This window comes from Streptomyces sp. NPDC050988, from assembly GCF_044456225.1.
In the GTDB taxonomy this organism is placed as follows: domain Bacteria; phylum Actinomycetota; class Actinomycetes; order Streptomycetales; family Streptomycetaceae; genus Streptomyces.
On sequence record NZ_JBITFQ010000008.1, the window covers coordinates 331,145 to 357,719 of the forward strand.

Here is a 26,575-nt window from a genome sequence, read left to right on the forward strand (position 1 = left end):
GACTCAGATGTCGAGGAAGCGGACGTCCTTGGCATTGCGCTGGATGAACGCGCGGCGCGCCTCGACGTCCTCGCCCATCAGGACCGAGAACAGGTCGTCGGCCTGGGCCGCGTCGTCGAGCGTGACCTGACCGAGGACGCGGTGCTCCTGGTCCATGGTCGTGATGCGCAGCTCCTCGGCGTTCATCTCACCGAGACCCTTGAAGCGCTGGATCGAGTCCTCCCTGATGCGCTTGCCCGCCTGGCGGCCGAGCTCGATCAGGGCGTCGCGCTCGCGGTCCGAGTACGCGTACTCGAAGTCGTCCCGGCCCCACTTGATCTTGTAGAGCGGCGGGCGCGACAGGAACACGTGCCCGGCCTCGACCAGCGGCCGCATGAAGCGGAACAGGAAGGTCAGCAGCAGGGTGTTGATGTGCTGGCCGTCGACATCGGCGTCCGCCATCAGGATGATCTTGTGATAGCGGAGCTTCGCGATGTCGAAGTCCTCGTGGACTCCGGTGCCGAAGGCGGAGATCAGTGCCTGGATCTCCTGGTTCTGCAGGATCTTGTCGATCCGCGCCTTCTCGACGTTGAGGATCTTTCCCCGGATCGGGAGGATCGCCTGGTACTCCGGGTTCCGGCCGGACTTGGCCGAGCCGCCGGCGGAGTCACCCTCGACGATGAAGATCTCGCACTTGGTGGGGTCGTTCGACTGGCAGTCGCTCAGCTTGCCGGGCAGGGACGCCGTCTCCAGGAGCCCCTTGCGACGGGTGAGGTCACGGGCCTTGCGGGCCGCCACGCGCGCGGTGGCCGCCTGGATGGACTTGCGGATGATGTCCGCGGCCTCGTTCGGGTTGCGGTCCAGCCAGTCGCTGATGTGCTCGTGGACGACCTTCTGGACGAAGGTCTTCGCCTCGGTGTTGCCCAGCTTGGTCTTGGTCTGGCCCTCGAACTGCGGCTCCCCGAGCTTGATCGAGATGATCGCCGTCAGACCCTCGCGGATGTCGTCGCCCGTGAGGTTGTCGTCCTTCTCGCGCAGCAGCTTCTTGTCGCGCGCGTACCGGTTGATCAGACCCGTCAGAGCGGCCCTGAAGCCCTCTTCGTGCGTACCGCCCTCGTGCGTGTGGATGGTGTTGGCGAAGGAGTACACGCCCTCGCTGTAGCCGCTGTTCCACTGCATCGCGACCTCGAGGGAGAGCATGCGCTCCTTGTCCTCGGCCTCGATGTCGATCACGGTGGGGTGCACCACGTCTCCCTTGCGGGAGTTGAGGTACGTCACGAAGTCGACGATGCCGCCCTCGTAGTGGTACGTGACGGTCTTGACCTCTTGGATCTCGTCCGCACCGGCCTCGTCGGCACCCGCCGTGGCCTTCGCCGAGTCGCGCTCATCAGTGAGTTTGATGGTCAAACCCTTGTTGAGGAACGCCATCTCCTGGAAGCGCCGCGAGAGCGTCTCGAAGGAGTAGTCGGTGGTCTCGAAGATGTCCCCGTCGGCCCAGAAGGTGACCGAGGTGCCGGTCTCCTCGATGACCTCGTGCTGGGCGAGCGGGGCGGTCGGGACGCCCAGCTTGTAGTCCTGCGTCCAGCGGTATCCGTCGGTCCTGACCTCCACGGCCACCTTCGTGGACAGCGCGTTCACGACGGAGACGCCCACGCCGTGCAGACCGCCGGAGACCGCGTAGCCGCCGCCACCGAACTTTCCGCCCGCGTGCAGCACGGTCAGGACGACCTCCACGGCGGGCTTGCCCTCGGAGGGGACGATGCCCACCGGGATGCCTCGGCCGTTGTCGACGACGCGGACGCCGCCGTCGGCGAGGATCGTGACCTCGATCGTGTCGGCGTGCCCGGCCAGCGCCTCGTCGACGGAGTTGTCGACCACCTCGTACACGAGGTGATGCAGGCCACGCTCACCGGTCGAGCCGATGTACATGCCGGGTCGCTTGCGGACCGCGTCCAGACCCTCGAGGACGGTGATGGCGCTGGCGTCGTACGAGGCCGTGACCTCGCCGTTCGAGGTGGTGGCCCCGCCGTTCGCGCCGGCGTCGATGGACGGGATGTTCTCGTTGGGGTTGCCGGAATCGGCCACGAAGCGCCCTTTCTGGCACAGCACAAGCCAAGCTCCCGGCGGGTGGCCGGAGCGGCTGCGGCGTGTTGCGTTGGTAAGCCTTAGTCAGCGTTGCTCGGTGCGTCCCACAAGTGGGGCGGGATTAGCCTCCAGTCTACCGGTAGCGCCGACAGTGATGGGGGTTTGCCGGTACCTGAGTCCGCATGTGCCGCCCTGAACCGGTCTCCACCGACTCCCCATATGCGGACCCGGGCCCAAAGAGGCGCAGAGCGCCACTCAGCGCTTCGAGGTGTCAACCCCCCGCTACGAACGGCGTACCGTCCGGTCTGGCTCACCCGTAGGTGTCACCGGGGCCCGTGCTGCCAGGGGCGCGCAAGGGGCCGAAACGCTGGACGGGACCACTGGGGCCGAGCACCTTGATCAGCCTCACCGTGCCGTGCCCGAGGTCCTCGTTCAGGCGTGCGACCAGCTGCGGAGCGAGCAGCCGCAGGTTGGTCGCCCAGGCCGTCGAGTCGCACCGCACGATCAGCACGCGCTCGTCCTCGTCGTACTTCTCCGGTACGCAGTGGTTGGCCAGGTCGTCGCCGACGATCTCAGGCCAGCGGCCCATGACACCGCCGACGGCGGCCGGGGCCTCCCAGCCGCGCTCGGTGATCAGCCGGTTGATGGCGGAGCCGAGCGCCATCGGGTCGCGCCCGTCGGCACGCGCGCCCGAGCGCAGACCGCCGCGCCGCGCCTGCTTCTTCTGCTGCGCCGCGTCCCCACGCGCGCGTGCCTGTTCCTTGGCGGCGCGCAGGGCCACGCGCGCGAGGTCGACGCCGGAGGGTTCGGGGCCCTTCGCCGGCTCGGGCTTCGGCTCCGGTGTGTTCTCGCTCATACGCGCTCCACCGTGCCCCCGGACACGGCGAACCGCGTCCCCGCCAGTACGCCCGGTACGTCGTCGTCGACCGCGGCCGTCACCAGCACCTGCTCGCCCGGGGCGACCAGCTCGGCGAGGCGTTCGCGGCGACGGGTGTCCAGCTCGGCGAACACGTCGTCGAGGACCAGCACCGGTTCGTTGTCCTCGGCCCGCAACAGGTCGTACGAGGCCAGGCGCAGCGCCAGCGCGTACGACCAGGACTCGCCGTGTGACGCATATCCCTTCGCGGGCAGCTCGCCAAGTTTGAGCAGTAGTTCGTCTCGATGCGGTCCGACCAGGGTGACGCCCCGCTCGATCTCCGACTTCCGCGTCTCGACCATCGCGGCCATCAGCTGCTCGTACAGCTCCTCGCGCGCGTGGCCGGTGATCTCGGGCGAGGAGGGCTTGTACTCCAGGGCCACGGGACCGCCGCCAGGCGCCAGCTGCTCGTACGCCTTGTCCGCCAGTGGCTGGATCGCGGCGACCAGGTCGAGGCGCTGGGCGAGCAGTTCGGCGCCCACGCGCGCGAGGTGCTGGTCCCACACGTCGAGCGTGGACAGGTCCATCGTGCGGCCGCCATGGCGACGGGCCAGTGCGGCCGACTTCAGGAGTGTGTTGCGCTGCCGCAGGACGCGGTCGTAGTCCGAGCGCACACCCGCCATGCGCGGGGAGCGCGCGGTGATCAGCTCGTCGAGGAAGCGCCGGCGCTCGCCCGGATCGCCCTTGACCAGCGCGAGGTCCTCGGGCGCGAACAGCACGGTTCGTACGATGCCGAGTACGTCACGGGGTCTGACCTGCGAGGACCTGTTGATGCGGGCGCGGTTGGCCTTGCCGGGGTTCAGCTCCAGCTCCACAAGCTGCTGACGCTCGCCCTGCCGGACGTTGGCCCGGATGATCGCCCGGTCGGCGCCCATCCGCACGAGGGGCGCGTCGGACGAGACGCGGTGGCTGCCGAGGGTGGCGAGATAGCCGACCGCCTCGACGAGATTGGTCTTGCCCTGTCCGTTGGGCCCCACGAACGCGGTGACGCCCGGGTCGAGCGGGACCTCGACCCGGGCGTACGAGCGGAAGTCGACCAGCGACAGATGCGTGACGTGCATGGTCGTTCGCCGACCTCCCCCAGGGCTGTGGATCCGCGGTGCGGACCTGTGGATTACTTTTTCCGGCTACTCGACGGATTCATTTCGGCGGGTTCACTTCTTCTCGACCGCGTGGCCGCCGAACTGGTTCCGCAGCGCCGCGACCATCTTCATCTGCGGGGAGTCGTCCTGCCGGGACGAGAACCGCGCGAACAGCGACGCGGTGATCGCGGGCAGCGGCACCGCGTGGTCGATGGCGGCTTCCACGGTCCACCGGCCCTCGCCGGAGTCCTGTGCGTAACCGCGCAGCTTCTCCAGGTGCTCGTCCTCGTCCAGCGCGTTGACCGCGAGGTCGAGCAGCCAGGAACGGATGACCGTGCCCTCCTGCCAGGAGCGGAAGACCTCGCGCACGTCGGTGACCGAGTCGACCTTCTCCAGGAGCTCCCAGCCCTCGGCGTAGGCCTGCATCATCGCGTACTCGATGCCGTTGTGGACCATCTTCGAGAAGTGGCCCGCGCCCACCTTGCCGGCGTGGACGGCGCCGACGCCGGCCGCCCCCTCGGGCTTGAGGGCGTCGAAGACCGGCTGGACCTTGGCGATGTTCTCGGCGTCGCCGCCGTACATCAGCGCATAGCCGTTCTGCAGGCCCCAGACGCCGCCCGAGACGCCGCAGTCGACGAAGCCGATGCCCTTGGCCGCCAGCTCCCCGGCGTGCTTCTCGTCGTCCGTCCAGCGCGAGTTGCCGCCGTCCACGACGACGTCGCCGGGCTCCAGGAGCTCGGCGAGTTCGTCGACCGTCGACTGGGTCGCCGCACCGGCCGGGACCATCACCCACACCACACGCGGACCCTTGAGCTTGCCCACAAGCTCCTCGAGGCTGTGGACATCGGCGACGGCCGGATTGCGGTCGTATCCGATGACGGTGTGGCCTGCGCGGCGAATGCGCTCGCGCATGTTGCCGCCCATCTTGCCGAGGCCGACGAGACCGAGCTCCATCAGGTTGTTCCTTCACTAGCGATGTGGCAGGAGGGCACTTTCGTACCTGCGTCCGAGCCTAAACCCGGACGCTCCTGCACACCTGTGGGCATAGCCGCTCAGACGTACGCCCCCACCTGCGGCCTTCGTCAGCCGCTGAGCCGCACCGGCATGATCAGATACTTGTAGGCCTCGTCCGCCTCGGCGTCCAGGGCGGGCTTGCCGCTGAGGAGCGCCGGCTTGGTGGACGTCGTGAAGGAGAGCTGCGCGACCGGGGAGTCGATGGCGCTCAGGCCGTCGAGCAGGAACGTGGGGTTGAAGGCGATCGACACGTCGTCGCCCTCCAACTGGGCGTCGACCCTTTCCACAGCCTGTGCGTCGTCGCTGGAACCGGCCTCCAGGATCAGCACGCCCTGCTCGAAGGAGAGCCGCACCGGGGTGTTCCGCTCGGCGACCAGGGCCACGCGCTTGACGGCCTCCACGAAGGGGGCGGTCTCGATCACGGCGATGGAGTTGAACTCCGTCGGGAACAGCGAGCGGTACTTCGGGAGGTCGCCCTCCAGCAGACGCGTGGTCGTCCGCCGTCCCGCGCCCTCGAAACCGATCAGACCCTCGCCCGCACCGGAGCCGGACAGCGCCAGGATGACGCTGTCGCCGCTTGTGAGGGCCTTGGCGGTGTCCAGGAGCGTCTTGGCGGGCACCAGGGCCACCGCGGACGCCTCGGGGTTCTCCGGCTTCCACAGGAACTCACGGACCGCGAAGCGGTAGCGGTCGGTGGACGCCAGCGTGACCGTGTCGCCCTCGATCTCGATGCGCACACCGGTGAGGACGGGCAGCGTGTCGTCACGGCCCGCGGCGATGGCCACCTGGGCCGCGGCGGAGGCGAAGACCTCACCGGGGACGGTGCCGGTCGCCGACGGCATCTGCGGCAGTGCCGGGTACTCCTCCACAGGCAGTGTGTGCAGGGTGAAGCGCGAGGAGCCGCAGACCACCGTCGCCCGTACACCGTCTGTGGAAATCTCCACCGGCCGGTTGGGGAGAGCGCGGCAGATGTCGGCGAGCAGGCGGCCGGAGACGAGCACCGTGCCTTCCTCGTCGATCTCGGCGTCCACGGACACCCGTGCCGAGACCTCGTAGTCGAAGCTGGAGAGGCTCAGCGCGCCTTCCTCGGCCTTCAGCAGAAGGCCGGCGAGCACAGGCGCCGGCGGACGGGCCGGGAGGCTGCGTGCCGCCCAGGCCACTGCCTCCGCGAGTACGTCGCGTTCCACCCGGATCTTCACCGTTGCCGCCTCCGTCTGTTGCCGGCGCTCTCGCCCTGCTGCCTTCGTCGTCTGACTCGGTGTCGCTCAGCCCGGTCATGGGAAGGACACCGGGGAACAGTCTGACGCACCGCGCTGACAGTCGGTGCCCCTCGGGGTCAAGTCGTTCCGAGCGGCAGCTGAGGCGCCGGGCTCGAGTTGTGCACAGCCCCCTCTTCGAATCGATTCCCAGACTCTCTCTAGTTGGGAGTAGTAGTAGGGGCTGTGGATACCGTGGATAACCCCGTATTCGCAGGTCAGAGGCGGTTTTTTGTCCACCGGCCCTGTGGGTGGAGGCGGTGGACAACCGGGGTCCGCTGTGGACGGGGAAAAGTTCTGCACACTCGATACACAGACTCGGGGCACTTCTCCCCAGCGGCGTCCCCAGGTTTACCCACGTTCCCCACAGCCCAACCCGGCACCTTCGTGTGACGCCTTTCACTCGACACGGTGAGAAGGCGCGTCGCGTTGCCGAACAGTGGACAGCGGTGTGGAGAAGCCTCGGATCGCTGGGGACAACCGCCCCCAGCCTGTGGGGCCGCCGGTGGACAACTTTCTGCACACCCTGTGGATCTTTTCGTCGTCCACAGTCTGTGGAGATCGTTCGTCCACGAATCCACAACCGGTTGACCTGGTCTGATGCCCTTTCAGCAGCACACCCTGTGGACACGATCTGGACAACCTCCCAGTCCCCAGGGTGTGGACGCGAGAAAGTCCCCAAATCTGTGGAGGGCGGCCGTAACCAGGGCCCGTATTCGAACAACGGATGGTCTTCGGGTGTCGGCGGAGCGACTCCGGGCGCGGCCGGGAAGGGCGTACGAGGGCCGATGGGGGCGGCTGGGGGCCGAACGAAGGCGGTACGAGAGCCCTTGGAAGGCGTGTGAGAGAAGCGGGAGCCGCCTTCGGAGGCATGCCGAACGATGTCTGGGCACGCTCCGGAATGCCGGTGGATGGGCGCCGGAACGACGAAAGGCGCCCTCGGGAGCGTGTCCCGGGGCGCCTTCGGCGTGGTACCGCCGTGGCTGTCAGCCGTTCTTGATGCGGTTCGTGAGTTCGGTGACCTGGTTGTAGATGGAGCGGCGCTCGGCCATCAGCGCGCGGATCTTCCGGTCCGCGTGCATGACGGTCGTGTGGTCGCGGCCGCCGAACTGGGCGCCGATCTTCGGCAGGGAGAGGTCGGTCAGCTCACGGCACAGGTACATGGCGATCTGGCGTGCGGTGACCAGCACGCGGCTGCGCGAAGAGCCGCACAGGTCGTCCACGGTGAGACCGAAGTAGTCGGCGGTCGCCGCCATGATGGCGGGCGCGGTGATCTCCGGGGACGAGTCCTCGCCGCCGGGGATCAGGTCCTTGAGGACGATCTCGGTCAGACCGAGATCCACCGGCTGCCGGTTGAGCGACGCGAAGGCCGTCACCCGGATCAGCGCGCCCTCCAGTTCACGGATGTTCCGCGAGATGCGGGACGCGATGAACTCCAGCACCTCGGGCGGGGCGTTGAGCTGCTCCTGCACCGCCTTCTTACGGAGGATCGCGATACGCGTCTCCAGCTCGGGCGGCTGCACGTCGGTGATCAGGCCCCACTCGAAACGGTTCCGCAGCCGGTCCTCCAGGGTCACCAGCTGCTTGGGCGGCCGGTCGCTGGAGAGCACGATCTGCTTGTTCGCGTTGTGGAGCGTGTTGAAGGTGTGGAAGAACTCCTCCTGCGTCGATTCCTTGTCCGCCAGGAACTGGATGTCGTCGACGAGCAGGATGTCCATCTCGCGGTACCGCTTGCGGAAACTGTCGCCCTTGCCGTCGCGGATGGAGTTGATGAACTCGTTGGTGAACTCCTCCGAGCTTACGTAGCGCACGCGCGTGCCCGGGTAGAGGCTGCGCGCGTAGTGCCCGATCGCGTGCAGCAGGTGCGTCTTGCCGAGCCCCGACTCCCCGTAGATGAAGAGGGGGTTGTACGCCTTGGCGGGCGCCTCGGCGACGGCGACCGCGGCGGCGTGCGCGAAGCGGTTCGAGGCGCCGATGACGAACGTGTCGAAGAGGTACTTCGGGTTGAGACGCGCGGTGGGCTCGCCGGGACCGGCCGCGGGCGCCGGCTGCGCGGCAAGCGGGCCCGGGGCACCACTGGAGGCGGGTAGATTCGAGCCGACGGGTCCGCCGCGGTGGACATGCCCGGTCCCGGGCTGCGACGGCGGCTCGGGACGGCGGTCGCGGCGGTCCGGGCGCTGGTCGTAGTCGGAGCGCGGCTGGTCGTACCCGGGTCGCTGTTGCTCGTAGTCGGACCGCTGCTGGTCGTAGGGAGAGCGGTCCGGCGGCTGCTGGCGGTAGTCCTGGGAGGGCGACGCGTACGGGTCCCGGTCCGGGAAGCCGAGCCGCTGCTGCTGCCATCCGTAGTCGTCCTGCGAGGGCCGCGGCCAGGCCCCGGGATCGGGGCGCTGATAGTCGGGGTACGCAGGACGGGCGGTCGGGAGCTGGTCCCCACGGGGCTGTTGCTGGTCGGGACGGCCCTGCGGGTGGTCGTCCATGTGGTCGTCCGCGCGGTGGCGGCCGTATCCCCTGTATCCGTCACGGCCCTGTGCGGAGGGGCGCTCGGGCTCGTCGTAGCGCTGCTGCGACTGGGCGGGCGGGGCCGGCGGGGCCGGACTCTCGCCGACGGAGTCGTCGACGGTGATCGCGATACGGATCGGGCGGCCGCACTCGCGGCTCAGGGTCTCGCTGACGATCGGTGCCAGGCGCCCTTCCAGAACACCCTTCGCGAACTCGTTGGGGACCGCGAGCAGCGCGGTGTCCGCTACGAGTGCCAGCGGCTGGCAGCGCTTGATCCAGTGCTCGTCCTTCGTCTCGACACCCTGCCCACGCCCCTCACCGAGAAGTTGCTCCAATACTCGTGGCCACACTGCGGCAAGATCGGCAGGTACGTCAGCCACAGGGCACGCTCTCTCACGGGTCCCACGAACGTGTGATTCCTGGGACGGATTGGGTTGAAGCTCGGGTGGGCGGGTGGAACGAAGCAGCTGGGGCGGACGGCACGAACCAGATGGAGCGGGGAGAAGGGAACGAACCGGAGTCCAGCCACGGTAGTCAGGGCGACCCATGCGGTTCAAGTTGTTGTCCCCAGGCTGTGGATAGTGTCTCCCGGGCAGCGCTGGTTTGACCGGATGGCGTAGCCGCGCGTACCGTAACCAGGTCGAGTTGTCGATGGCTGCTGCCGCCTGCCTCCGATGGGCACAGATCGCGAAGAGTGATCGGGAAGCGGTGCACTCGGGCGTAAGCGAGCTACTCGTGGGCGCACGGTGACAGCCAAGACGGCACCCCGAAACTACCGATTTCTTCTGGAGCCCCCGAGTGAGCAAGCGCACCTTCCAGCCGAACAACCGTCGTCGCGCCAAGACCCACGGCTTCCGCCTGCGGATGCGCACCCGCGCCGGCCGCGCGATTCTCGCGAACCGTCGTGGCAAGGGTCGCGCCAGCCTGTCCGCCTGATTACTTACAGGTCATGACGTCGTGCTGCCTACCGAGCATCGGCTGAGGCGGCGCGAGGACTTCGCGACCGCGGTACGCCGAGGACGCCGGGCCGGACGCCCGCTCCTTGTCGTCCATCTACGTAGCGGTGCACCGGACCCGCACGCGCCTGGGGAGAGCGCTCCCCCGACGCGTGCGGGTTTCGTTGTCAGCAAAGCCGTGGGCGGGGCCGTCGTACGCAACAAGGTGAAGCGTCGGCTTCGCCATCTGATGCGTGACCGAGTGGCTCTGTTGACCCCCGGTAGCCTGGTAGTCGTACGAGCGCTGCCCGGTGCGGGTGACGCCGACCATGCACAGCTGGCCCGAGACCTGGACGCCGCCCTGGAGCGGCTACTGGGAGGGGGCGCGCGATGAAGTACCCGCTGCTGGCTCTCATCAAGCTGTACCAGTGGACCATCAGCCCGTTGCTCGGGCCGGTGTGCAAGTACTACCCGTCGTGTTCCCACTACGGGTACCAAGCCATCGACCGTCACGGTGCGATCAAGGGAACGGCACTCACCGCCTGGCGCATCCTGCGGTGCAATCCGTGGTCGCTGGGCGGTGTGGACCATGTCCCGCCGCGCAAGCGTCCGCGGTGGCACGAAATGCTGCGTAACGCCTGGCGTGCACGCAAGGGCGGGACCTCCGCCGCCGAACCGGCCACCGAGGGGCACGGTATGTCCAACCATCCCTCGAGCCCGGCCGCCGAGACCCCGTCCCATGCTCAAGGAGCCTGATTAGTGGACACGATTGCCAGTATTTTCAGCTTCATCACGACACCCGTTTCCTGGGTCATCGTCCAGTTCCACTCGGTGTACGGCGCCATCTTCGGCCCCGACACGGGCTGGGCCTGGGGCTTGTCCATCGTGTCCCTGGTGATCCTGATCCGTATCTGCCTGATCCCGCTCTTCGTGAAGCAGATCAAGGCGACCCGGGCGATGCAGACGCTCCAGCCCGAGATGAAGAAGATCCAGGAGCGCTACAAGAACGACAAGCAGCGCCAGTCCGAAGAGATGATGAAGCTGTACAAGGAGACGGGTACCAACCCGCTCTCCTCGTGCCTTCCCATCCTGGCGCAGTCCCCGTTCTTCTTCGCCCTGTACCACGTGCTCAACAGCATCGCGTCGAACGACACCATCGGCGTGATCAACGACCGGCTGCTGGAGAGCGCGCAGAAGGCGCACATCTTCGGAGCTCCGCTGGCCGCGAAGTTCACGGACAGCAGCGCCAAGGTCCAGGAACTGGGCTCCTCGATCACCGACGTGCGCGTCGTCACGGCGATCATGATCGTCCTGATGTCGTTCTCGCAGTTCTACACGCAGCGCCAGCTGATGACGAAGAACGTCGACACGACGGTGAAGACGCCGTTCATGCAGCAGCAGAAGATGCTGATGTACGTCTTCCCGATCATGTTCGCCGTCTTCGGCATCAACTTCCCCGTCGGTGTCCTCGTCTACTGGCTGACCACCAACGTGTGGACCATGGGCCAGCAGATGTACGTCATCCACAACAACCCGACGCCGGGTTCCAAGGCTCAGGCCTCCTACCTGGAGCGCCTGCACAAGCGCGTCACGCACCACGGCAAGACGCGTGGCCGCGGTGAGAAGGCCATCGTCAAGGCCATCGTGGCCAAGGGCCGCGACCGCAACGACTTCGAGCGCAAGTTCATCAACGGTCTGAGCAAGGCGGGCCTGGCGGCCCAGGCCGACGGCACGGTGGTGAAGAGCGAGGCCTCGACAGTGGTCGAGACCGAGGACGGCACCCCGGCGACGGGCGCCGCCGCCCCCAAGCGCCAGCAGCCCAAGCGGCAGAGCAAGTCCCAGCGTCAGTCGAGCGCTGCTCATGGCGGCCCGAAGGCGGCGGACGAGTCCGCGCCGAAGACCTCACTCAGCAAGTCCGACGAACCTGAGGACGCCAAGCCCGGCCCCAAGCCGACGGGCGGCAAGTCCGCGTCCGGTGGCACCCGCAGCAAGGCCCAGTCCGGACAGCGCAAGGGCCCGCAGCGGCCCAAGTCCCCGTCCAAGAAGTAAGAAGGAGTCCATCCCGTGACGGAAGGCACCACCTCCGCTGCCCCTGAGGGTGGCGACACCCTGACCCGCCTGGAGCAGGAGGGCGAGATCGCGGCCGACTACCTCGAGGGTCTGCTGGACATCGCCGATCTCGACGGCGACATCGACATGGACGTCGAGGCCGATCGCGCGGCGGTCTCGATCATCAGCGACTCCAGCGGCCGTGACCTGCAGAAGCTGGTCGGCCGCGACGGTGAGGTCCTGGAAGCCCTTCAGGAGCTCACACGGCTGGCCGTGCACCGGGAGACCGGGGACCGCAGCCGGCTGATGCTGGACATCGCGGGCTACCGCGCCAAGAAGCGCGAGGAACTCTCCGAGCTGGGCGCGAAGGCCGCGGCCGAGGTCAGGAGCTCCGGTGAGCCCGTGAAGATGAAGGCGATGACCCCCTTCGAACGCAAGGTGGTACACGACGCGGTCAAGGCCGCGGGCCTGCGCAGTGAGTCCGAGGGCGAGGAGCCGCAGCGCTTCGTCGTCGTGCTCCCCGCCTGAACCAGCACGTCGTTCTCCGGCCCCGTCTGTGTTCGCAGGCGGGGCCGAACTTTGTGAGCCTGATAGTCCCCGATGGTTCCTGATAGTCCTGGTAGTCAGCGCGCAGTGCGCTCAAGCGGTACGGAAGGACGGTTCCCCGTGACGGAGGCAGCGGAGCTTCCCCCTGCGCCCGAGCAGGCCCGGGCGGTATTCGGCGATCGCTTCACGGACGCGGTTCGTTACGCGGAACTGCTGGCGGACGCCGGAGTACAGCGGGGTCTGATCGGCCCCCGTGAAGTGCCTCGCCTGTGGGAACGGCACCTGTTGAACTGTGCGGTGCTCTCGGAGGTCGTTCCCGAGAACGTGACGGTGTGCGATGTCGGCTCCGGTGCCGGACTGCCCGGTATCCCGCTCGCCCTCGTCCGACCGGACCTGAAGATCACGCTCCTTGAGCCCTTGCTGCGCCGGACGAACTTCCTCACCGAGGTCGTCGAACTGCTCGGTCTCGACCACGTCACCGTCGTCCGTGGGCGCGCCGAGGAGGTCCTTGGCAAGCTGCCTCCGGTCCACGTGGTGACGGCGCGGGCCGTGGCGCCACTGGACCGCCTCGCGGCCTGGGGAGTGCCGCTGCTGCGTCCGTACGGCGAGATGCTTCTCCTCAAGGGCGACACCGCGGAGGAAGAGGTCAAGAACGCCGGGGCCGCCCTGAGCAAGCTGGGCGCCGTGGACATCTCCGTGCTTCACGTCGGTGAAGGTGTGGTGGATCCTCTCGCCACGGTGGTGCGCGTCGAGGTCGGTGAGAGCCCGGGCGGCGTGCGCTTCGCGGCCAAGCGGGCGAAGGCGGCCCGGACGGGGCGAACCCGGAGGCGTCGCTGACCGTTTCCCGAGGGGAGCGACCCATTTCGGGACGTGTGTTGTCGGGGCGGGGCTTGTTGACTGGTTTCGTTGACTGATCCGTCCTGACGACGAGACGTACTCCACACAAGCTGCCAAACCTACGCATGCCGGAGTGTCGCGCCGTCACGGTCGCACGCGCTGTGCATCGTGTTTCACGTGAAACGTCGCTCACTGCTGCACGGCATCATCAGTCGCGGACGCGCCGCGGCCGAACCCCGCGACCGAAACCCTCTTGGATCCCTGGGATCCTTCGGAAAAAGACCCTCTCGTGGCGGCCACGCGTCCCCCGAAGAGGGCACGGAGTTGTCCACAGAGGTGGATTTCTCCACAGAACAACGGGCCTCGCTGGTTCACGACCCCGAAGACATGGGAGGCTCTGTTCATTGCGAGCCTGAAGTCGAGGAGAGTGAATCCTTGCGGTCCGACGCCAACATCGCGGGACCGATGACCGATCCGGTCCCCGGTCCCCGTACCGAGTCGATGGGGGAGGATGTTTCACGTGAAACACCGCCCCCGATGGACGACACTCCCATCGGTCGTGCTGCCCAACTGGCGGTGGAGGCTCTCGGCCGCGCCGGCGAGGGCCTGCCACGGCCTGATCAAACCCGCGTGATGGTGGTCGCCAACCAGAAGGGCGGGGTGGGCAAGACAACGACCACGGTCAACCTTGCCGCTTCGCTCGCTCTGCACGGTGGGCGCGTCCTGGTGGTCGACCTCGATCCCCAGGGCAATGCCTCCACCGCGCTGGGCATTGACCATCACGCCGAAGTTCCTTCCATCTACGACGTGCTGATCGACAGCAAGCCACTCTCCGAGGTCGTCCAGCCAGTACCTGATGTCGAAGGTCTCTTCTGCGCACCTGCCACGATCGATCTCGCCGGTGCGGAGATCGAGCTGGTGTCGTTGGTGGCACGAGAGAGCCGGCTGGAACGGGCGATCCAGGCGTACGAGCAGCCGCTGGACTACATCCTCATCGACTGCCCGCCCTCGCTGGGCCTCCTGACGGTCAACGCTCTCGTGGCCGGTGCCGAGGTGCTCATCCCGATCCAGTGCGAGTACTACGCGCTGGAGGGCCTGGGCCAGCTGTTGCGCAACGTCGATCTGGTGCGGGGCCACCTCAACCCCAACCTGCATGTATCGACGATCCTGCTCACCATGTACGACGGCCGGACCCGCCTCGCGTCCCAGGTCGCCGACGAGGTGCGCAGTCACTTCGGCGATGAGGTGCTGCGGACGAGCATTCCGCGCTCGGTCCGTATCTCCGAGGCCCCCAGTTACGGTCAGACGGTGTTGACCTACGACCCGGGGTCGAGCGGTGCCCTCTCCTACCTGGAGGCGGCACGAGAGATCGCGCTGCGCGGAGTCGGAGTGGCGTACGACGCGCAGCATGCCCACCTGGGCGCACACAACGAACAGAGCATGGTGGAGGGGATCCAGTGAGCGAGCGACGGAGGGGGTTGGGCCGTGGTCTCGGCGCACTGATCCCGGCTGCACCGACAGGAGAGAAGGCGGCACCACCCGCGGTGGGCGGCGCGTCCACATCGCCGGGAGCCGTGCCCGTGCTCACCGCTGAGCGCGGCGTGGCGGCGGCCAAGGTGGCCGCACTTCCGTCGGCCCATGTTTCACATGAAACAGAGGAGCCGTCGGCGAGCGTATTCGGGGAGGCTCCGTCGGCACCCGTCGGCGCATACTTCGCCGAGCTGCCGCTCGACTCCATCACCCCGAACCCGCGCCAGCCCCGTGAGGTCTTCGACGAGGACGCTCTCGCTGAACTCGTCACCTCCATCAAGGAGGTCGGCCTTCTCCAGCCGGTCGTCGTACGGCAGCTGGGTCCGGCGCGCTACGAGCTCATCATGGGTGAGCGGCGTTGGCGGGCCTGCCGTGAGGCGGGGCTGGACGCCATCCCGGCGATCGTGCGGGCCACGGATGACGAGAAGCTTCTCCTGGACGCGCTCCTGGAGAACCTGCACCGTGCTCAGCTGAACCCGCTGGAAGAGGCGGCCGCCTACGACCAGCTCCTCAAGGACTTCAACTGCACGCACGACCAGTTGGCCGACCGGATCGGGCGGTCGCGTCCTCAGGTCTCCAACACCCTGCGTCTGCTGAAGCTGTCGCCGTCGGTTCAGCGCCGCGTGGCCGCCGGGGTGCTCTCCGCCGGACATGCGCGAGCCCTGCTCTCCGTGGACGACTCGGAGGAGCAGGACCGCCTGGCTCACCGGATCGTGGCCGAGGGGCTCTCGGTGCGAGCGGTCGAGGAGATCGTCACGCTCATGGGCTCACGGCCGCAGTCGGCCACACGCTCCAAGGGGCCGCGAGCCGGCGCGCGGCTCTCCCCGGCGCTGAGCGACCTCGCGACCCGTCTCTCGGACCGCTTCGAGACTCGGGTGAAGGTCGACCTCGGTCAGAAGAAGGGCAAGATCACCGTCGAGTTCGCCTCGATGGATGACCTTGAGCGGATCCTCGGCTCGCTCGCCCCGGGTGAGGGACCGGTTCTACAGAAGAGCCTCCTGGACGACGACTCCGAGGAGACAGAAGCCTGAGGCCTGGGTCGACCGGTCGATTTCGACCGGCCGACCAGTGGAGCGGGCCCTGTCCGGTGTGTACCGGAACACGGCCCGCTCTTTGCTTTCAGGCGGTATCGATGGAATCGCATCGTGGATACGATGCGTTCGGGTATGGCGCATCCACCTGGCAGCACCTTTATGGGGAGGCGAGGGGCCATGCGAACGGTGAGCCGGACCGGACTGGTGAGCGCGGGCCTGGGGCTCGGCGCGGTCGGCGGGTTCGTCGGCAGCCTGCTCAGGGAACGGAGCGCTCTGACAGCCGCTCGCGACGCTGCGAGCGAGGAAAGTGAGGAACTGCCTTCATGGGGCGCCGGCTCGCACCGCTCACGCTGGACAACCTTCAGGACCTTCCCAAGCGCTGTCGCGCGTGTGTCTTCTGGGAGTTGGACCCAGTCAGCGGTCAGGCCGCGGTAAAGGCAGGAACACCCGAGCTGGAGAAAGAGGCGTGGATCTCCGCCGTCCTGCTCGAATGGGGATCCTGCGGCCGGGTCGTGTACGTGGATGACGTACCGGCGGGCTTCGTGCTCTACGCGCCGCCCGCCTATGTGCCGCGGGCGACAGCCTTTCCCACGAGCCCGGTCTCCCCTGACGCGGTCCAGCTGATGACGGCCTTCATCACGCCGGGCTTTCAGGGGCAGGGACTTGGACGTGTGATGGTGCAGACGGTCGCCAAGGATCTGCTCCGGCGGGGCTTCAAGGCGATCGAGGCCTTTGGGGACGCCCGCTGGAAGGAGCCAGCCTGCGTCCTGCCCGCCGATCATCTCCTGGCCGTGGGATTCAAGACCGTCCGGCCGCACCCGACGTACCCGCGACTGCGCCTGGAGCTGCGTACGACGCTCTCCTGGAAGGAAGACGTGGAGTTGGCACTCGACCGTCTGCTGGGGGCGGTACAGAAGGAGCCGGTACTGCGTCCGCTGTAGGGGCGCTCCCAGTCAGTCGACGCGGAGTCTGCGCCATCGGCCATACATGCGGATGGGCCAACCCGTCCGGGTTGGCCCATCCGTGTTTCACGTGAAACATCGCCGCCTGCAGAGGGCGGTATGTCGAACTACTCGGCGATGAAGTCCTCGAGGTCCCGCACGATAGCGGCCTTCGGCTTGGCACCAACGATGGTCTTGGCGACCTCGCCACCCTGGTAGACGTTCAGGGTCGGGATGGACATGACGCCGTACTTGGCGGCCGTACCCGGGTTCTCGTCGATGTTGAGCTTGACGACCTCGATCTTGTCGCCGTACTCGGCGGCGATTGCCTCAAGGGACGGAGCGATCTGGCGGCACGGCCCGCACCAGGCGGCCCAGAAGTCCACCAGGACGGGCTTGTCGCTCTTGAGAACGTCCTGCTCGAAGGAATCGTCGGTCACGTGCTTGAGGGTGCCGGCCACGGCGGGCTCCTTAACTGGTTGGTGCGGTGGGGCGGGATGGAGGAGGTCAGACAGCGGTCTTCTCGGGCTCCGCGGCGGCCTCGCCGTCCGCGAGGGCGGAGAGGAAGCGCTCGGCATCGAGGGCGGCGGAGCAGCCGGTGCCGGCCGCGGTGATCGCCTGACGGTAGGTGTGGTCGACGACGTCGCCGGCGCCGAAGACACCCGTCAGGTTGGTGCGGGTCGAGGGTGCCTCGACCTTGAGGTAGCCCTCCCCGTCCAGGTCGAGCTGGCCCTTGAAGAGCTCGGTGCGCGGGTCGTGGCCGATCGCGATGAACAGGCCGGTGACGGGCAGCTCGGACGTCTCGCCGGTCTTCAGGTTCCGCAGCTTCAGACCGGAGAGCTTCTGGTCGCCCTGGATCTCGGCGACCTCGCTGTCCCAGACGAACTTGATCTTCGGGTCGGCGAAGGCACGCTCCTGCATCGCCTTGGAGGCACGCAGGGTGTCGCGGCGGTGGACGATTGTCACGGACTTGGCGAACCGGGAAAGGAAGGTCGCTTCCTCCATGGCGGTGTCGCCGCCGCCGATCACGGCGATGTCCTGGTCCTTGAAGAAGAAGCCGTCACAGGTCGCGCACCAGGAGACGCCACGTCCGGATAGCGCGTCCTCCTTGGGCAGACCCAGCTTGCGGTGCTGCGAACCCGTGGTGACGATGATCGCCTTCGCACGGTGCACAGTGCCCGCTGTGTCCGTGACCGTCTTGATCTCACCGCTGAGGTCGACCGCGACAATGTCGTCCGGTACCAGCTCGGCACCGAAGCGCTCGGCCTGCGCACGCATGTTGTCCATGAGCTCGGGGCCCATGACGCCGTCCTGGAAGCCGGGGAAGTTCTCCACCTCAGTGGTGTTCATGAGCGCACCGCCTGCGGTGACGGCGCCCTCGAACACCAGCGGCTTAAGCGACGCGCGCGCGGTGTAGAGCGCCGCCGTGTAGCCGGCGGGCCCGGAGCCGATGATGATCACGTTACGGACGTCGCTCACGGATTGATTCCTCGTCTCTGGAGACTGCTTCGTACGACTGGTGGGAGCTTCTCTCAGAACCCTCACCCCACCCAACGGATCCTAAGGGGCGCGCATTCCCACTGTGTCCGGGCACACGAAGACGCGTCACCGCGCGGGGACGCCAGGGATGGCACAGCGGTGCTCAGGACGGTCCGCGGCGGAGCCGGACCGGCTCAGCTCCGCGCGTAGGTGTGCTCCAGCAGAACCTTGCCGGCGGAGATCGACGGCTTGTCCACACAGGCGGAATCCACGACGTAGGCCGTGACGCGCGTGGTGTCGGAGGCGTCGGGCAGGACCACGAGATACGCCTCCTTGCCCTCGTAGGAACCTTCCTTGAAGGCGAGCGGTTCCGCGTCGCGACCGATTCCCTGTGTGATGCACCCGGGAACCGAGGCCGAGGGCGTGTTGAAGATGTGCGGCTCCTCAGTGGACTGGGTGCCGTACGGGTTGGAGGTGCGAGGGCCGCCGTCCCTCTTCTTGTCGGCCTTACTCAGAAGATCCGCGACCTGGCCCTTGAGCTTGCCCTCGGCGAAGGTATTCGCTGAGTCGCTCTGATTGGGGGAGGCCGACGGGGAATCATTGTCAGAGGCGTTGTTGCCCAGCGACTGGAACAGCAGTCCGCCGAGTCCCAGCGCGGCGGCCGTGAACATGGCGCTCAGGACCGCAGTCCTGCGGCGTGCACGACGCGGGCGGTTAGCGCGGCCCGGGCCGGTGGCCGCGCGGGGGCGTCCCGCGGGGCGTTCCCCCGCAGCCGATGTTTCACGTGAAACATGCCTGCCGTCGTCGTCGCCCTCATCGGGCAGGGGGCGCGCAGCGCCGACGGACGCGAGGGCGCCTGTGGCGTCGTCTTCGAGAACCGTGGCATTCAGCAGGGCCTCAGCGGCGAGAGCGGCGTCGATGCGTCCCGCGACGTCGTCGGGCATGCGGGGAGGGCCCGGGAGCGTGCCGAGCAGGCCTCGGATCTCCTCCAGCGAGTCGTAGACGTCGGCGCAGAGCGTGCAGTCGTCCAGGTGCCGTCGCACGTCCGCCGTGCGGGTGGGAGGGAGCAGACCTTCGGCGAGGTCGGAGATCTCCTCGACGTCCGGGTGCCCGGCTTTGTCAGTCGTGGATGTCACGCTCGCCCACCTCCGCCCTTCACAGCAGCTGAATCGCTTGGTCCATCGTGTTCTCCCGCTGCGGGTGGGACGGATGCCCCCTGCGTGCGGTTCCGTCCCTCACCCGACTTCTTGCTCGCTCTGTCGCTCCCGCTGTCCGTACGCAGGTGTTTGAGCAGCGGGAGAAGTCTGGCTCTGCCACGCGCGCAGCGGCTCTTGACCGTGCCCGTCGGCACATCGAGCAGGCCGGCCGCCTCCGCTACGGGGTAGCCCTGCATGTCCACCAGGACGAGGGCTGCCCGCTGGTCGGGAGGCAGAGTGCCCAGTGCCTCCAGCAGTTCGCGATGCAGATCGTTGCGCTCGGCCGGAGCGGCGGCCGACTCGTGAGGCTCCAGGAGCTGTTCGAGGCGTTCCGTGTCGTCCACGGGGGACGTCTTCCTGGAAGCCGCCTTGCGGGCGCGGTCCAGGCAGGCGTTCACCGTGATCCGGTGCAGCCACGTTGTGACGGCCGACTGGCCCCGGAAGGTGTGGGCGGCCCGGTAGGCGGAGACGAGGGCGTCCTGGACGGCGTCAGCGGCCTCCTCGCGGTCGCCCAGCGTCCGCAGCGCCACCGCCCAGAGCCGATCACGGTGACGCCGCACGATCTCCCCGAAGGCGTCGGGATCGCCCTCGACATGACGGGCGAGGAGGTCCTGATCGCTCACTTCGCTGAATCCGGCGCCGTCCGCCATCGAACCCCCTCCCCCTCCGGTGGATGCTCAGCCGGTGAACTTCACATCGGTGACGGCCTGCTTGTACCCGGCGTCGCTGAACTGGTCACCGGGTGCGTACGGCAGCGCAGTGAACCACACGAGCACGTACTGGGTCTTCACTTTCTTGTCGGTCTTCACCTTCGCGGTGGACCCGCTCGTGGTCAGGGTCCCGAGCTTCTGCATCGAGCTCAGCGACGTCGAGGAGCTCATGGAATCCGTCGCGTACAGCGAGACCGTCGTGTGGTTACCGCTGAACCGGAGTCCTATCGAGGCGGCCGAGATCTCCTGCTTCGAGCCGAGGTCGTAGACGATGCCGACGCCGGGCTTGAATGCCGGGTTCATCTCCGGACCGTCCAGGAAGCTCTTGCTCCGCCAGTACGTCGAGCTGTCGCCGTCGTAGGTATTGGCCACGTCCCCCGCCGCCTGGGCCGCACCCTTCGCGACGTACTCCTCGGCGCCCTCAATGGTGATCGGCTTGACCGGCTTCGCGTTGTCGCCGCTCTTGTCGTTCCCGTCCGTCGTCTTGGTGTTGCCCGTGTCGTCGGACTTCCCGCGGTCCATGAGAGCGTCCGCGAGCTGCCAGCTGCCGAGACCGAGTGCGGCGATCAGAAGGGCGGACACCGCCCACTTGAGTGCCTTGCCGGTACGTGTCTGCAGCGGAGGCAGGGGAGTCGGTACCGGCTGGGTGGCCCCCGGGTGGGACGCGGGGCGGCCGTAGTTGCCCTGCTGGTACGTCGTGCGCTGGTAGTCCGGCGGCGCCGTGAACGCGGGCTCCGGCGGCCGGATGCGAGGCATCTCGCCGACCGCCTTCACCAGTTCCTCCGGCGTGGTGCATGGAGGCTCCTGGCGGGAAGCGGTCGCGCCGTCGTTGACGAGCGCGCGCATCGCGAGCTCCGAAAGGCCCCGGTGCACACCTGCGCGTACCTGGTCGGGGGCGATGAGGCCCACGCCCTTGGGCAGTCCGGAGAGGCCGTAGGCGTCGTCCTCGTACGGCCAGCGCTGGGTGAGCGTGGCGTACAGCAGCGCGCCGATCGCCTCCGTGTCCGTGCGCTGTGGGGTGTCGGAGCTGATGCCGCGCAGCGCCGCGTTCACGGCCAGGCCGCGGATACGCCACTGTCCGGACGAGGTGCGCAGCACGGCGCCGGGGGTCAGCTTCAGATGCGCCAGCCCCTCGCGGTGTGCGGCGGCCATCGCCTGGGACACCTGGCTGACCATCTGGTACGCCTCGTGCACCTCCAGCGGGCCGGCGGCCAGGAGCGCTGTCAGCTCCGTGGCATCCGGCAGCCACTCGTGCACCACATAGACGAGGTCGTTCTCCTCGACCGCGTCCAGCACCTGGACGAACCGCGGATCGCCCAGCAGGGCGGAGGAACGGGCCGCCGCCAGGACGGAGCGCGCTCGTGGATGGTCGGCGGGCAGCAAGTGCACACCGACGGCGCGGCGGAGTTTCTCGTCCACCGCACGCCAACTGCTGAAACCGTCCACACGGGTGACGCACTCTTCCAGGCGGTAGCGTCTGGCGAGTTTGTGACCGCTGTGCAGCTCGGGCGGCGAGGTCCTGCCAGGGCTCTCGTTCCCCCCGCTCCCCTGTTCCTCTTCGCTCTCCGAGCTGTCCGTGTCCCGCTCCCGGTTCTGGGCCACCCCGTCGGCCGTGGACTGGTCCGCCTTCGCGGTCAGCGGCTCGTCGCCGCTGTTGTCTGCCACGTCGACGGCAGCCGTGCTCCGTTCCACCACCGTCGTTCCTGCCTCCCCATCCATTGCGCGCTGTCCGACGCCAAAGCCAATTGTGCCCACAGTCCGCCCCTATGCACGACACGCGGTCGCGCACGATGGTTGTGCGCCTACCCCTGTCTCAGCGCCCAAGGCGCCCGCGGACCATGCCGACCATTCCGTTCAGCTCCTCGATGCGCATCCGCCGCGCCGCGACGTAGAAGACACCGAGCAGTACGACACCACCGCCGAGCAGGGAGGCGAACGAGCCGCCGACGCCCTGTCCCAGTGTGTGGCCGATTCCGTAGCAGGCCGCACCGCTGAGCAGCGCGGCCGGCACCGACGCGATACCGAGCCGTGCGTATGTGCGCAGGACTCGGCCACCGTCCAGGTCGCCGCCCAGACGCTTGCGCAGCCGGCTCCACGCGACCCCGACGCCGATCGCGTAGGCAAGACCGTACGACGCGGCCATGCCCGCGACCGCCCAGCGTGGGGGAAGCAGGAAGAAACAGAGTGCCGAGGCCCCGGCGTTGACGGCGGCCACGATGACCGTGTTGTAGAAGGGGGTCCGGGTGTCCTCGTACGCGTAGAAGGCGCGCAGCACGACGTACTGCACGGAGTACGGGATCAGGCCCAGGCCGAAGGCCATCAGCATGTAGCCCATGTTCGTCGCCTCGCTGGTCCCGGAGGAGCCGAACATCAGCGTGCACACCGGGATGCCGAGCGCGACGAAGCCGAAGGAGATCGGGACGATCGCCACGGCGGTCGTACGCAGGCCCTGGGAGATGTCGTCGCGGACCGCGCCGCTGTCGCCCTCATGGGCCGAACGCGAGAGCCGCGGCAGCAGGGCGGCCATCAGGGAGACCGTGATGATGGCCTGCGGGAGACCCCAGATGAGCTGGGCGTTGGCATAGGCCGCGAAGCCGGTGCCGTCGACCGGTGAGTCCTTGCCCGCCGCTGTGGACAGCTGGGTCACGACGATCGCGCCGGCCTGGTTGGCGAGGACGAAGAGCACCGTCCACTTGGCGAGCATCGCGGCCTTGCCGAGCCCGTGGCCCTTCCAGTCGAAGCGCAGCCGCAGCCGGAATCCGGTCTCCCGGAGGTACGGGATCATCGCGAGGGCCTGGACGACGAGGCCGAGCAGGACGCCGATGCCGAGCAGCCGCTCGCCCTCCGGCGGAATGGTCGCGGCTTCCATGCCGGAGTTCTCCGCGGTGCCGTACACCCAGATGAACAGTCCGAGCGTCACGATGATGACGACGTTGTTGAGGACCGGGGTCCACATCATCGCGCCGAACCTTCCGCGCGCGTTGAGGATCTGGCCCATCACCACGTGGATGCCCATGAAGAAGATCGTGGGCAGGAAGTAGCGGGCGAAGGTGACAGCGACGTCGTTGGCCGCCGCGTCTCTGGCGACCGGCGTCGACAGCACGCGCACCAGGAACGGAGCGGCGAGCACCGCGAGCGCGGTGAGCGCGCCGAGAACCACGACGACGAGGGTCAGCAGCCGGTTGGCGAACGCCTCACCACCGTCCTCGTCGTCCTTCATCGCGCGCACCAGCTGCGGTACGAAGACGGAGTTGAGGCCGCCACCGACGGTCAGGATGTAGATCATCGTCGGCAACTGGTAGGCCACCTGGAAGGTGTCGCCGAGGAGGCCCACGCCCAGCGCCGCGACGATCAGCGCGGAGCGGATGAAGCCCGTGAGGCGGGACACCATGGTGCCCGCCGCCATGACCGCACTGGACTTCAGCAGGCCGGACGCACGGCCACCGGACTTCTTCGCGGCCGCCGGAGCGGGTGCGGGCGGGGGCGTCGAAGGCGGCTCGGCAGCCGGAGCCGGTTCCGGCGTGGGAGAGGGCACGCTGGGCGGACCACCCGCGGGCGGATAGGCGCCACCCTGCTGCTGGTCCCGGAAGAGATGAGCGAAGGCGTCCGGCTCGTGGCGCTGCTCGCCGGCCTGGGTCACCAGGTCGTCGACGCCCACGAACTGGGTCGTACGGGGGTCGTCGCCGTACGGGAGGTACTGGGTGGGGCCCTCCGGCTCGGGGGCAGGGGTCTGGGCCCACACGCGCGGGTCGGGGGCGTACGGGGACTGGGGCGGCTGAGCGTAGAGCGGGGGCTGCGGCTGGTAGGTGCCGGGCGGCGGTGGGGGATGCGCGGCGCGGTCGTAGAGGGCCTCGGTGACAGGGTCCTGGGCGGCGAGATCCTGCGCCCGGTAGGGATCCTGGGCGTAGGCGTCCTGGAGGTACACGTCGGGTGCGGGTTGCTGAGGCACCTCGCCGGGCTCCGGCGGGCCCTGCGGAGGGTCGTCGTGGTGGCCGGAGCCGCCCGCGCCCTGACCGCGGTCACCGTCGTACGGCGCGTTCATGGTTACCCCACCTCATCGTCCCCGGGCCCACCGGCCGCGACATCGCTCAACGGTCCACTCTCTCACCAGTGCCGGACGGGTCCGTGATTTCCGATGCGGTGTCCGGTGAACGGTCACTCGGGTGCTCCGGCTCGTGTGCCCCCGACTCGGCTGCGGATGCTTCGGGAGTGTCCTCGTCCTCGCCGTCCGCTTGGGCGTTCTCCGACTCGTGCGTGGCCTGGCGGGCGGCCGCGCGCTTGCGCTGGGTGTACATCCGGAATCCGGCGAGCACGAGCAGCAGGACACCACCGGCGATGACCAGCATCACCGTCGCGGTGATCTCGGTGACCTTCACGTCGAAGGCGACTTCGGGACCGTACGGCCGGCCGTCCTCCGTGAACAGCTGGGCGACGACTCTCGCCCGGCCGTTGGCGTGGGCGTTGGTGGTGAACTTCACCGACTGGCTGTGGCCGCCCGAGACCGCGACCGGCTGTTCGTCGTAGGCGCCGTCGCCGATGCTGAGGCGGCTCGGCTGGGTCGAGGTCAGGCGCAGCGTCAGGCGGTCGACACCCTGGACGAGGTTGTTCTGCACCGTGACGGGGATCGTGGCGCTGCGGCCCGACAGCTTCGCCTCGGACTTGTCGATCAGTCCGACGCTCTCGGTGAGCCGGGTGAGGTACGCCTCCACACCGTCGCGGTAGAGCGTCGCATCGGTGCTACGGCCGCGCCAGGAGGTGGACATCGACCGGTCCATGGCCCGTCCGAAAGGGGTGACCACGCGGGACTTGTCCGCGAGGATCACCTGGAAGCTGTCGAGGTCGTCCTGCGTGCGCTCGATCTGATCGAAGGCAGTCTGCGGCAGCTCCTGCTTCCGCAGCGACGAGGGGTACGAGGCAGCCGACGGGACCCGCGTGGTGGCGCCCGCGTCCGGCTTGGCCTTGGTGGCCGCGGACAGGTCCGCCGACTGCGACCAGTTTCCGTCCTGGAGCGCCGTCAGCGCCTGCGCCATCGCCTGGGCCTGGCTGGCGGTGGGCATGCGCTGCGGTGCGACCACGACGCTGCGCTGCTTGGCCGGGACCTGCAGCGAGAACATCAGGCTCTGGGCGAGGAACCTCTGCACGGCGAGCGTGGAGTTGCCCGCCACCGTCATGTCGCCCTGGAACGCCGTCGACAGACGGGCGTCCGACACCACCGCGGTGATGCCGCCGCCGATCGGACGCGCCGCGGAAGGCGTGTACGGCAGACTTCCGGTCTCCTTGAGGCTGTCGCTGCGGGAGATCACCGTATCGGCGCCGGCCGAGGTGGCGACCTTGACGATCGAGGGGTCGATCGCGCCGTTCGCGGGCCAGGCGTAGTCCGTACTGGGCGTCACGTGGAGGATCGACTCCACCGTCGTCGCGGCCACCGTGGTGGCGTCCTTGAGACGGCTGAGCGACCCGGTGGCGGTCTTTCCGTTGCGGGCCAGTGACGCCAGATCCGGGTCGGCGAAGGGAAGGGCGACGACTTCCTCGTTCTCGACCGTGTTCTCCAGCTCGGAGAGCCACTGCTTGGCCACCGCCTGGTGCGTGCCCGCCGTGGTCGTCGTGCTGGAGCCGTTCACCTGGACGCGGTAGCTGCGGGTCATCGCGTCGACGGACGCCAGCAGATCCGGGTCGACGACCCACGTGACCTCGAGGTTCTTGCCGAGCGCGAGGAGCTGCTGCAGGCGCCCGCCGGGGGCGATTTCCGCGGCCAGGTCGTCGTCCTTGAAGACGGGGGTCTGCTGCTCGTTCGAACCCGTCTCGGCCGTCATGTGGGAGGTGGAGATGAGCGGCCAGAGGTATGTGGTCCGGGTCTTCGTGTCCGCGGCGTCGGGCTGCCACGGGAGGAAGGTCCGCTCGATGCCGAGGATCTGGTCGTACGCCGCGGCGGCGGTCCGGCCGGTGAGCGTGACACCGAGCTGGTAGACGCCGTCGGAGGAGAGGGGCAGCTTGTCGACGGGGACGGAGATGCTGAAGGTCTGCGGGACACCCGGCGCCAGCTTGGCGAACTTCGCGACGTACTTGCCGCCGACGTCCGTGCCTGCGTACGGGTTGCTCTGTGCGGCGTCGTCGATCGCCGAGCGGCCGTCCATGGTCGGGCCCACCCGGAGACCGACGTGCGCGGCGGTGATCGTCTGCTTGCCCTTGTTGACGATCCTGCCAGAGACGGTGAGCTTGTCCCCGTCGGAGGGCACGCGAGGGCTGAGCGTGTCCAGGGAGACATCGACCGTACGGGAGCCGGAGACCTCCGCTGCGGCGCTTCGCTCGGCCGCGTGCGCGGACGGCGCCACGGGCAGCTGGCAGAAGCCGGCCAGCAGGGGAGCCGCGGCCAGCAGCGCTCCGGTGCGCCGCAGCCAGCGGCGGGCAGGTGAGGGAGTCATCCCCTGGAAGTCTGCCGCCTCGGCCACGCGCTCGCCCGTCCCTCGTCGTCGTCAGTGGTCGTCGG

Annotated in this window: 22 protein-coding genes; 9 read left to right on the forward strand and 13 right to left on the reverse strand. The window is 68.3% G+C overall.

What is annotated here, in order from left to right; genetic code table 11:
* Positions 1-3 precede the first annotated feature (3 nt).
* The 6 genes from gyrB to dnaA all read right to left on the reverse strand — a co-directional run bounded on the left by gyrB (position 4) and on the right by dnaA (position 9,211).
* On the reverse strand, positions 4-2,088 hold the full coding sequence (gyrB, locus tag ACIBEI_RS20810) for a DNA topoisomerase (ATP-hydrolyzing) subunit B (RefSeq protein WP_398890786.1): 2,085 nt from the start codon (positions 2,086-2,088) through the stop codon (positions 4-6).
* 286 nt (positions 2,089-2,374) lie between these two features.
* Positions 2,375-2,920: a DUF721 domain-containing protein gene (locus ACIBEI_RS20815; protein WP_398890788.1), complete on the reverse strand. Its 546-nt coding sequence runs from the start codon at positions 2,918-2,920 to the stop codon at positions 2,375-2,377.
* The gene (gene recF, locus ACIBEI_RS20820; protein WP_398890790.1) at positions 2,917-4,041 is read right to left on the reverse strand and encodes a DNA replication/repair protein RecF; all 1,125 of its coding nucleotides are present in this window, start codon (positions 4,039-4,041) and stop codon (positions 2,917-2,919) included. Before recF ends, ACIBEI_RS20815 begins: the two co-directional genes overlap by 4 nt.
* 93 nt (positions 4,042-4,134) lie before the next feature.
* Positions 4,135-5,016, reverse strand: coding sequence for a phosphogluconate dehydrogenase (NAD(+)-dependent, decarboxylating) (gnd, locus tag ACIBEI_RS20825; RefSeq protein WP_398890792.1), 882 nt, complete (start codon positions 5,014-5,016; stop codon positions 4,135-4,137).
* A gap of 128 nt (positions 5,017-5,144) precedes the next feature.
* On the reverse strand, positions 5,145-6,275 hold the full coding sequence (gene dnaN, locus ACIBEI_RS20830; protein ID WP_055611472.1) for a DNA polymerase III subunit beta: 1,131 nt from the start codon (positions 6,273-6,275) through the stop codon (positions 5,145-5,147).
* 1,043 nt (positions 6,276-7,318) lie between these two features.
* A complete protein-coding gene (dnaA, locus tag ACIBEI_RS20835) occupies positions 7,319-9,211 on the reverse strand; it encodes a chromosomal replication initiator protein DnaA (protein ID WP_398890795.1) in 1,893 nt (630 codons plus the stop codon).
* Between the two features lie 418 nt (positions 9,212-9,629).
* Here dnaA and rpmH point away from each other — a divergent pair, with 418 nt between their 5' ends.
* The 9 genes from rpmH to ACIBEI_RS20880 all read left to right on the forward strand — a co-directional run bounded on the left by rpmH (position 9,630) and on the right by ACIBEI_RS20880 (position 16,703).
* Positions 9,630-9,767 (forward strand): 50S ribosomal protein L34, encoded by a 138-nt coding sequence (gene rpmH, locus ACIBEI_RS20840; RefSeq protein WP_006381191.1) that lies wholly within the window; start codon positions 9,630-9,632, stop codon positions 9,765-9,767.
* Between the two features lie 21 nt (positions 9,768-9,788).
* Positions 9,789-10,160 (forward strand): ribonuclease P protein component, encoded by a 372-nt coding sequence (gene rnpA / locus ACIBEI_RS20845; protein WP_398890797.1) that lies wholly within the window; start codon positions 9,789-9,791, stop codon positions 10,158-10,160.
* Entirely contained in the window at positions 10,157-10,522 is a 366-nt protein-coding gene (gene yidD, locus ACIBEI_RS20850) for a membrane protein insertion efficiency factor YidD (protein WP_055611475.1), read from the forward strand. The genes rnpA and yidD overlap by 4 nt, the downstream gene beginning before the upstream one ends.
* Positions 10,523-10,525: 3 nt before the next feature.
* Positions 10,526-11,815, forward strand: a complete 1,290-nt coding sequence (gene yidC, locus ACIBEI_RS20855) for a membrane protein insertase YidC (RefSeq protein ID WP_398890799.1) — start codon at positions 10,526-10,528, stop codon at positions 11,813-11,815.
* Positions 11,816-11,830: 15 nt separating this feature from the next.
* Positions 11,831-12,343: a R3H domain-containing nucleic acid-binding protein gene (locus ACIBEI_RS20860; protein WP_055611477.1), complete on the forward strand. Its 513-nt coding sequence runs from the start codon at positions 11,831-11,833 to the stop codon at positions 12,341-12,343.
* Between the two features lie 138 nt (positions 12,344-12,481).
* Positions 12,482-13,198 (forward strand): 16S rRNA (guanine(527)-N(7))-methyltransferase RsmG, encoded by a 717-nt coding sequence (gene rsmG, locus ACIBEI_RS20865; RefSeq protein WP_398890801.1) that lies wholly within the window; start codon positions 12,482-12,484, stop codon positions 13,196-13,198.
* A 387-nt stretch (positions 13,199-13,585) separates the two neighbouring features.
* Positions 13,586-14,659: a ParA family protein gene (locus tag ACIBEI_RS20870; protein WP_359715738.1), complete on the forward strand. Its 1,074-nt coding sequence runs from the start codon at positions 13,586-13,588 to the stop codon at positions 14,657-14,659.
* Entirely contained in the window at positions 14,656-15,759 is a 1,104-nt protein-coding gene (locus ACIBEI_RS20875) for a ParB/RepB/Spo0J family partition protein (protein WP_398890803.1), read from the forward strand. The genes ACIBEI_RS20870 and ACIBEI_RS20875 overlap by 4 nt, the downstream gene beginning before the upstream one ends.
* Positions 15,760-16,085: 326 nt before the next feature.
* Positions 16,086-16,703 carry a GNAT family N-acetyltransferase gene (locus ACIBEI_RS20880; protein ID WP_189841525.1) on the forward strand — a complete coding sequence of 206 codons (618 nt, stop codon included), beginning with the start codon at positions 16,086-16,088 and terminating at the stop codon, positions 16,701-16,703.
* 128 nt (positions 16,704-16,831) lie between these two features.
* Here ACIBEI_RS20880 and trxA read toward each other — a convergent pair whose 3' ends face one another.
* The 7 genes from trxA to ACIBEI_RS20915 form a co-directional block, all read right to left on the reverse strand.
* Positions 16,832-17,164: a thioredoxin gene (gene trxA, locus ACIBEI_RS20885; RefSeq protein WP_143641354.1), complete on the reverse strand. Its 333-nt coding sequence runs from the start codon at positions 17,162-17,164 to the stop codon at positions 16,832-16,834.
* Positions 17,165-17,210: 46 nt separating this feature from the next.
* Positions 17,211-18,182 carry a thioredoxin-disulfide reductase gene (gene trxB / locus ACIBEI_RS20890; RefSeq protein WP_398890806.1) on the reverse strand — a complete coding sequence of 324 codons (972 nt, stop codon included), beginning with the start codon at positions 18,180-18,182 and terminating at the stop codon, positions 17,211-17,213.
* A gap of 194 nt (positions 18,183-18,376) precedes the next feature.
* On the reverse strand, positions 18,377-19,318 hold the full coding sequence (locus tag ACIBEI_RS20895; protein WP_398890808.1) for an anti-sigma factor family protein: 942 nt from the start codon (positions 19,316-19,318) through the stop codon (positions 18,377-18,379).
* Positions 19,315-20,028, reverse strand: coding sequence for an RNA polymerase sigma factor SigM (gene sigM / locus ACIBEI_RS20900; protein WP_398890810.1), 714 nt, complete (start codon positions 20,026-20,028; stop codon positions 19,315-19,317). Before sigM ends, ACIBEI_RS20895 begins: the two co-directional genes overlap by 4 nt.
* 27 nt (positions 20,029-20,055) lie before the next feature.
* Entirely contained in the window at positions 20,056-21,783 is a 1,728-nt protein-coding gene (locus ACIBEI_RS20905) for a protein kinase family protein (RefSeq protein WP_398890812.1), read from the reverse strand.
* 118 nt (positions 21,784-21,901) lie between these two features.
* Positions 21,902-24,130 carry a murein biosynthesis integral membrane protein MurJ gene (murJ, locus tag ACIBEI_RS20910; protein ID WP_398890814.1) on the reverse strand — a complete coding sequence of 743 codons (2,229 nt, stop codon included), beginning with the start codon at positions 24,128-24,130 and terminating at the stop codon, positions 21,902-21,904.
* Positions 24,131-24,176: 46 nt separating this feature from the next.
* Positions 24,177-26,537 carry a DUF6049 family protein gene (locus ACIBEI_RS20915; protein ID WP_398890816.1) on the reverse strand — a complete coding sequence of 787 codons (2,361 nt, stop codon included), beginning with the start codon at positions 26,535-26,537 and terminating at the stop codon, positions 24,177-24,179.
* Between the last annotated feature and the right edge of the window lie 38 nt (positions 26,538-26,575).

What these genes read in the sequence shown, in the direction of transcription:
- sigM (WP_398890810.1), bottom strand. Translation starts at nt 20,028, where the DNA reads ATGGCGGACGGCGCCGGATTCAGCGAAGTGAGCGATCAGGACCTCCTC.
- gnd (WP_398890792.1), bottom strand. Translation starts at nt 5,016, where the DNA reads ATGGAGCTCGGTCTCGTCGGCCTCGGCAAGATGGGCGGCAACATGCGC.
- murJ (WP_398890814.1), bottom strand. Translation starts at nt 24,130, where the DNA reads ATGAACGCGCCGTACGACGGTGACCGCGGTCAGGGCGCGGGCGGCTCC.
- ACIBEI_RS20880 (WP_189841525.1), top strand. Translation starts at nt 16,086, where the DNA reads ATGGGGCGCCGGCTCGCACCGCTCACGCTGGACAACCTTCAGGACCTT.
- ACIBEI_RS20815 (WP_398890788.1), bottom strand. Translation starts at nt 2,920, where the DNA reads ATGAGCGAGAACACACCGGAGCCGAAGCCCGAGCCGGCGAAGGGCCCC.
- ACIBEI_RS20870 (WP_359715738.1), top strand. Translation starts at nt 13,586, where the DNA reads ATGGGAGGCTCTGTTCATTGCGAGCCTGAAGTCGAGGAGAGTGAATCC.
- recF (WP_398890790.1), bottom strand. Translation starts at nt 4,041, where the DNA reads ATGCACGTCACGCATCTGTCGCTGGTCGACTTCCGCTCGTACGCCCGG.
- yidD (WP_055611475.1), top strand. Translation starts at nt 10,157, where the DNA reads ATGAAGTACCCGCTGCTGGCTCTCATCAAGCTGTACCAGTGGACCATC.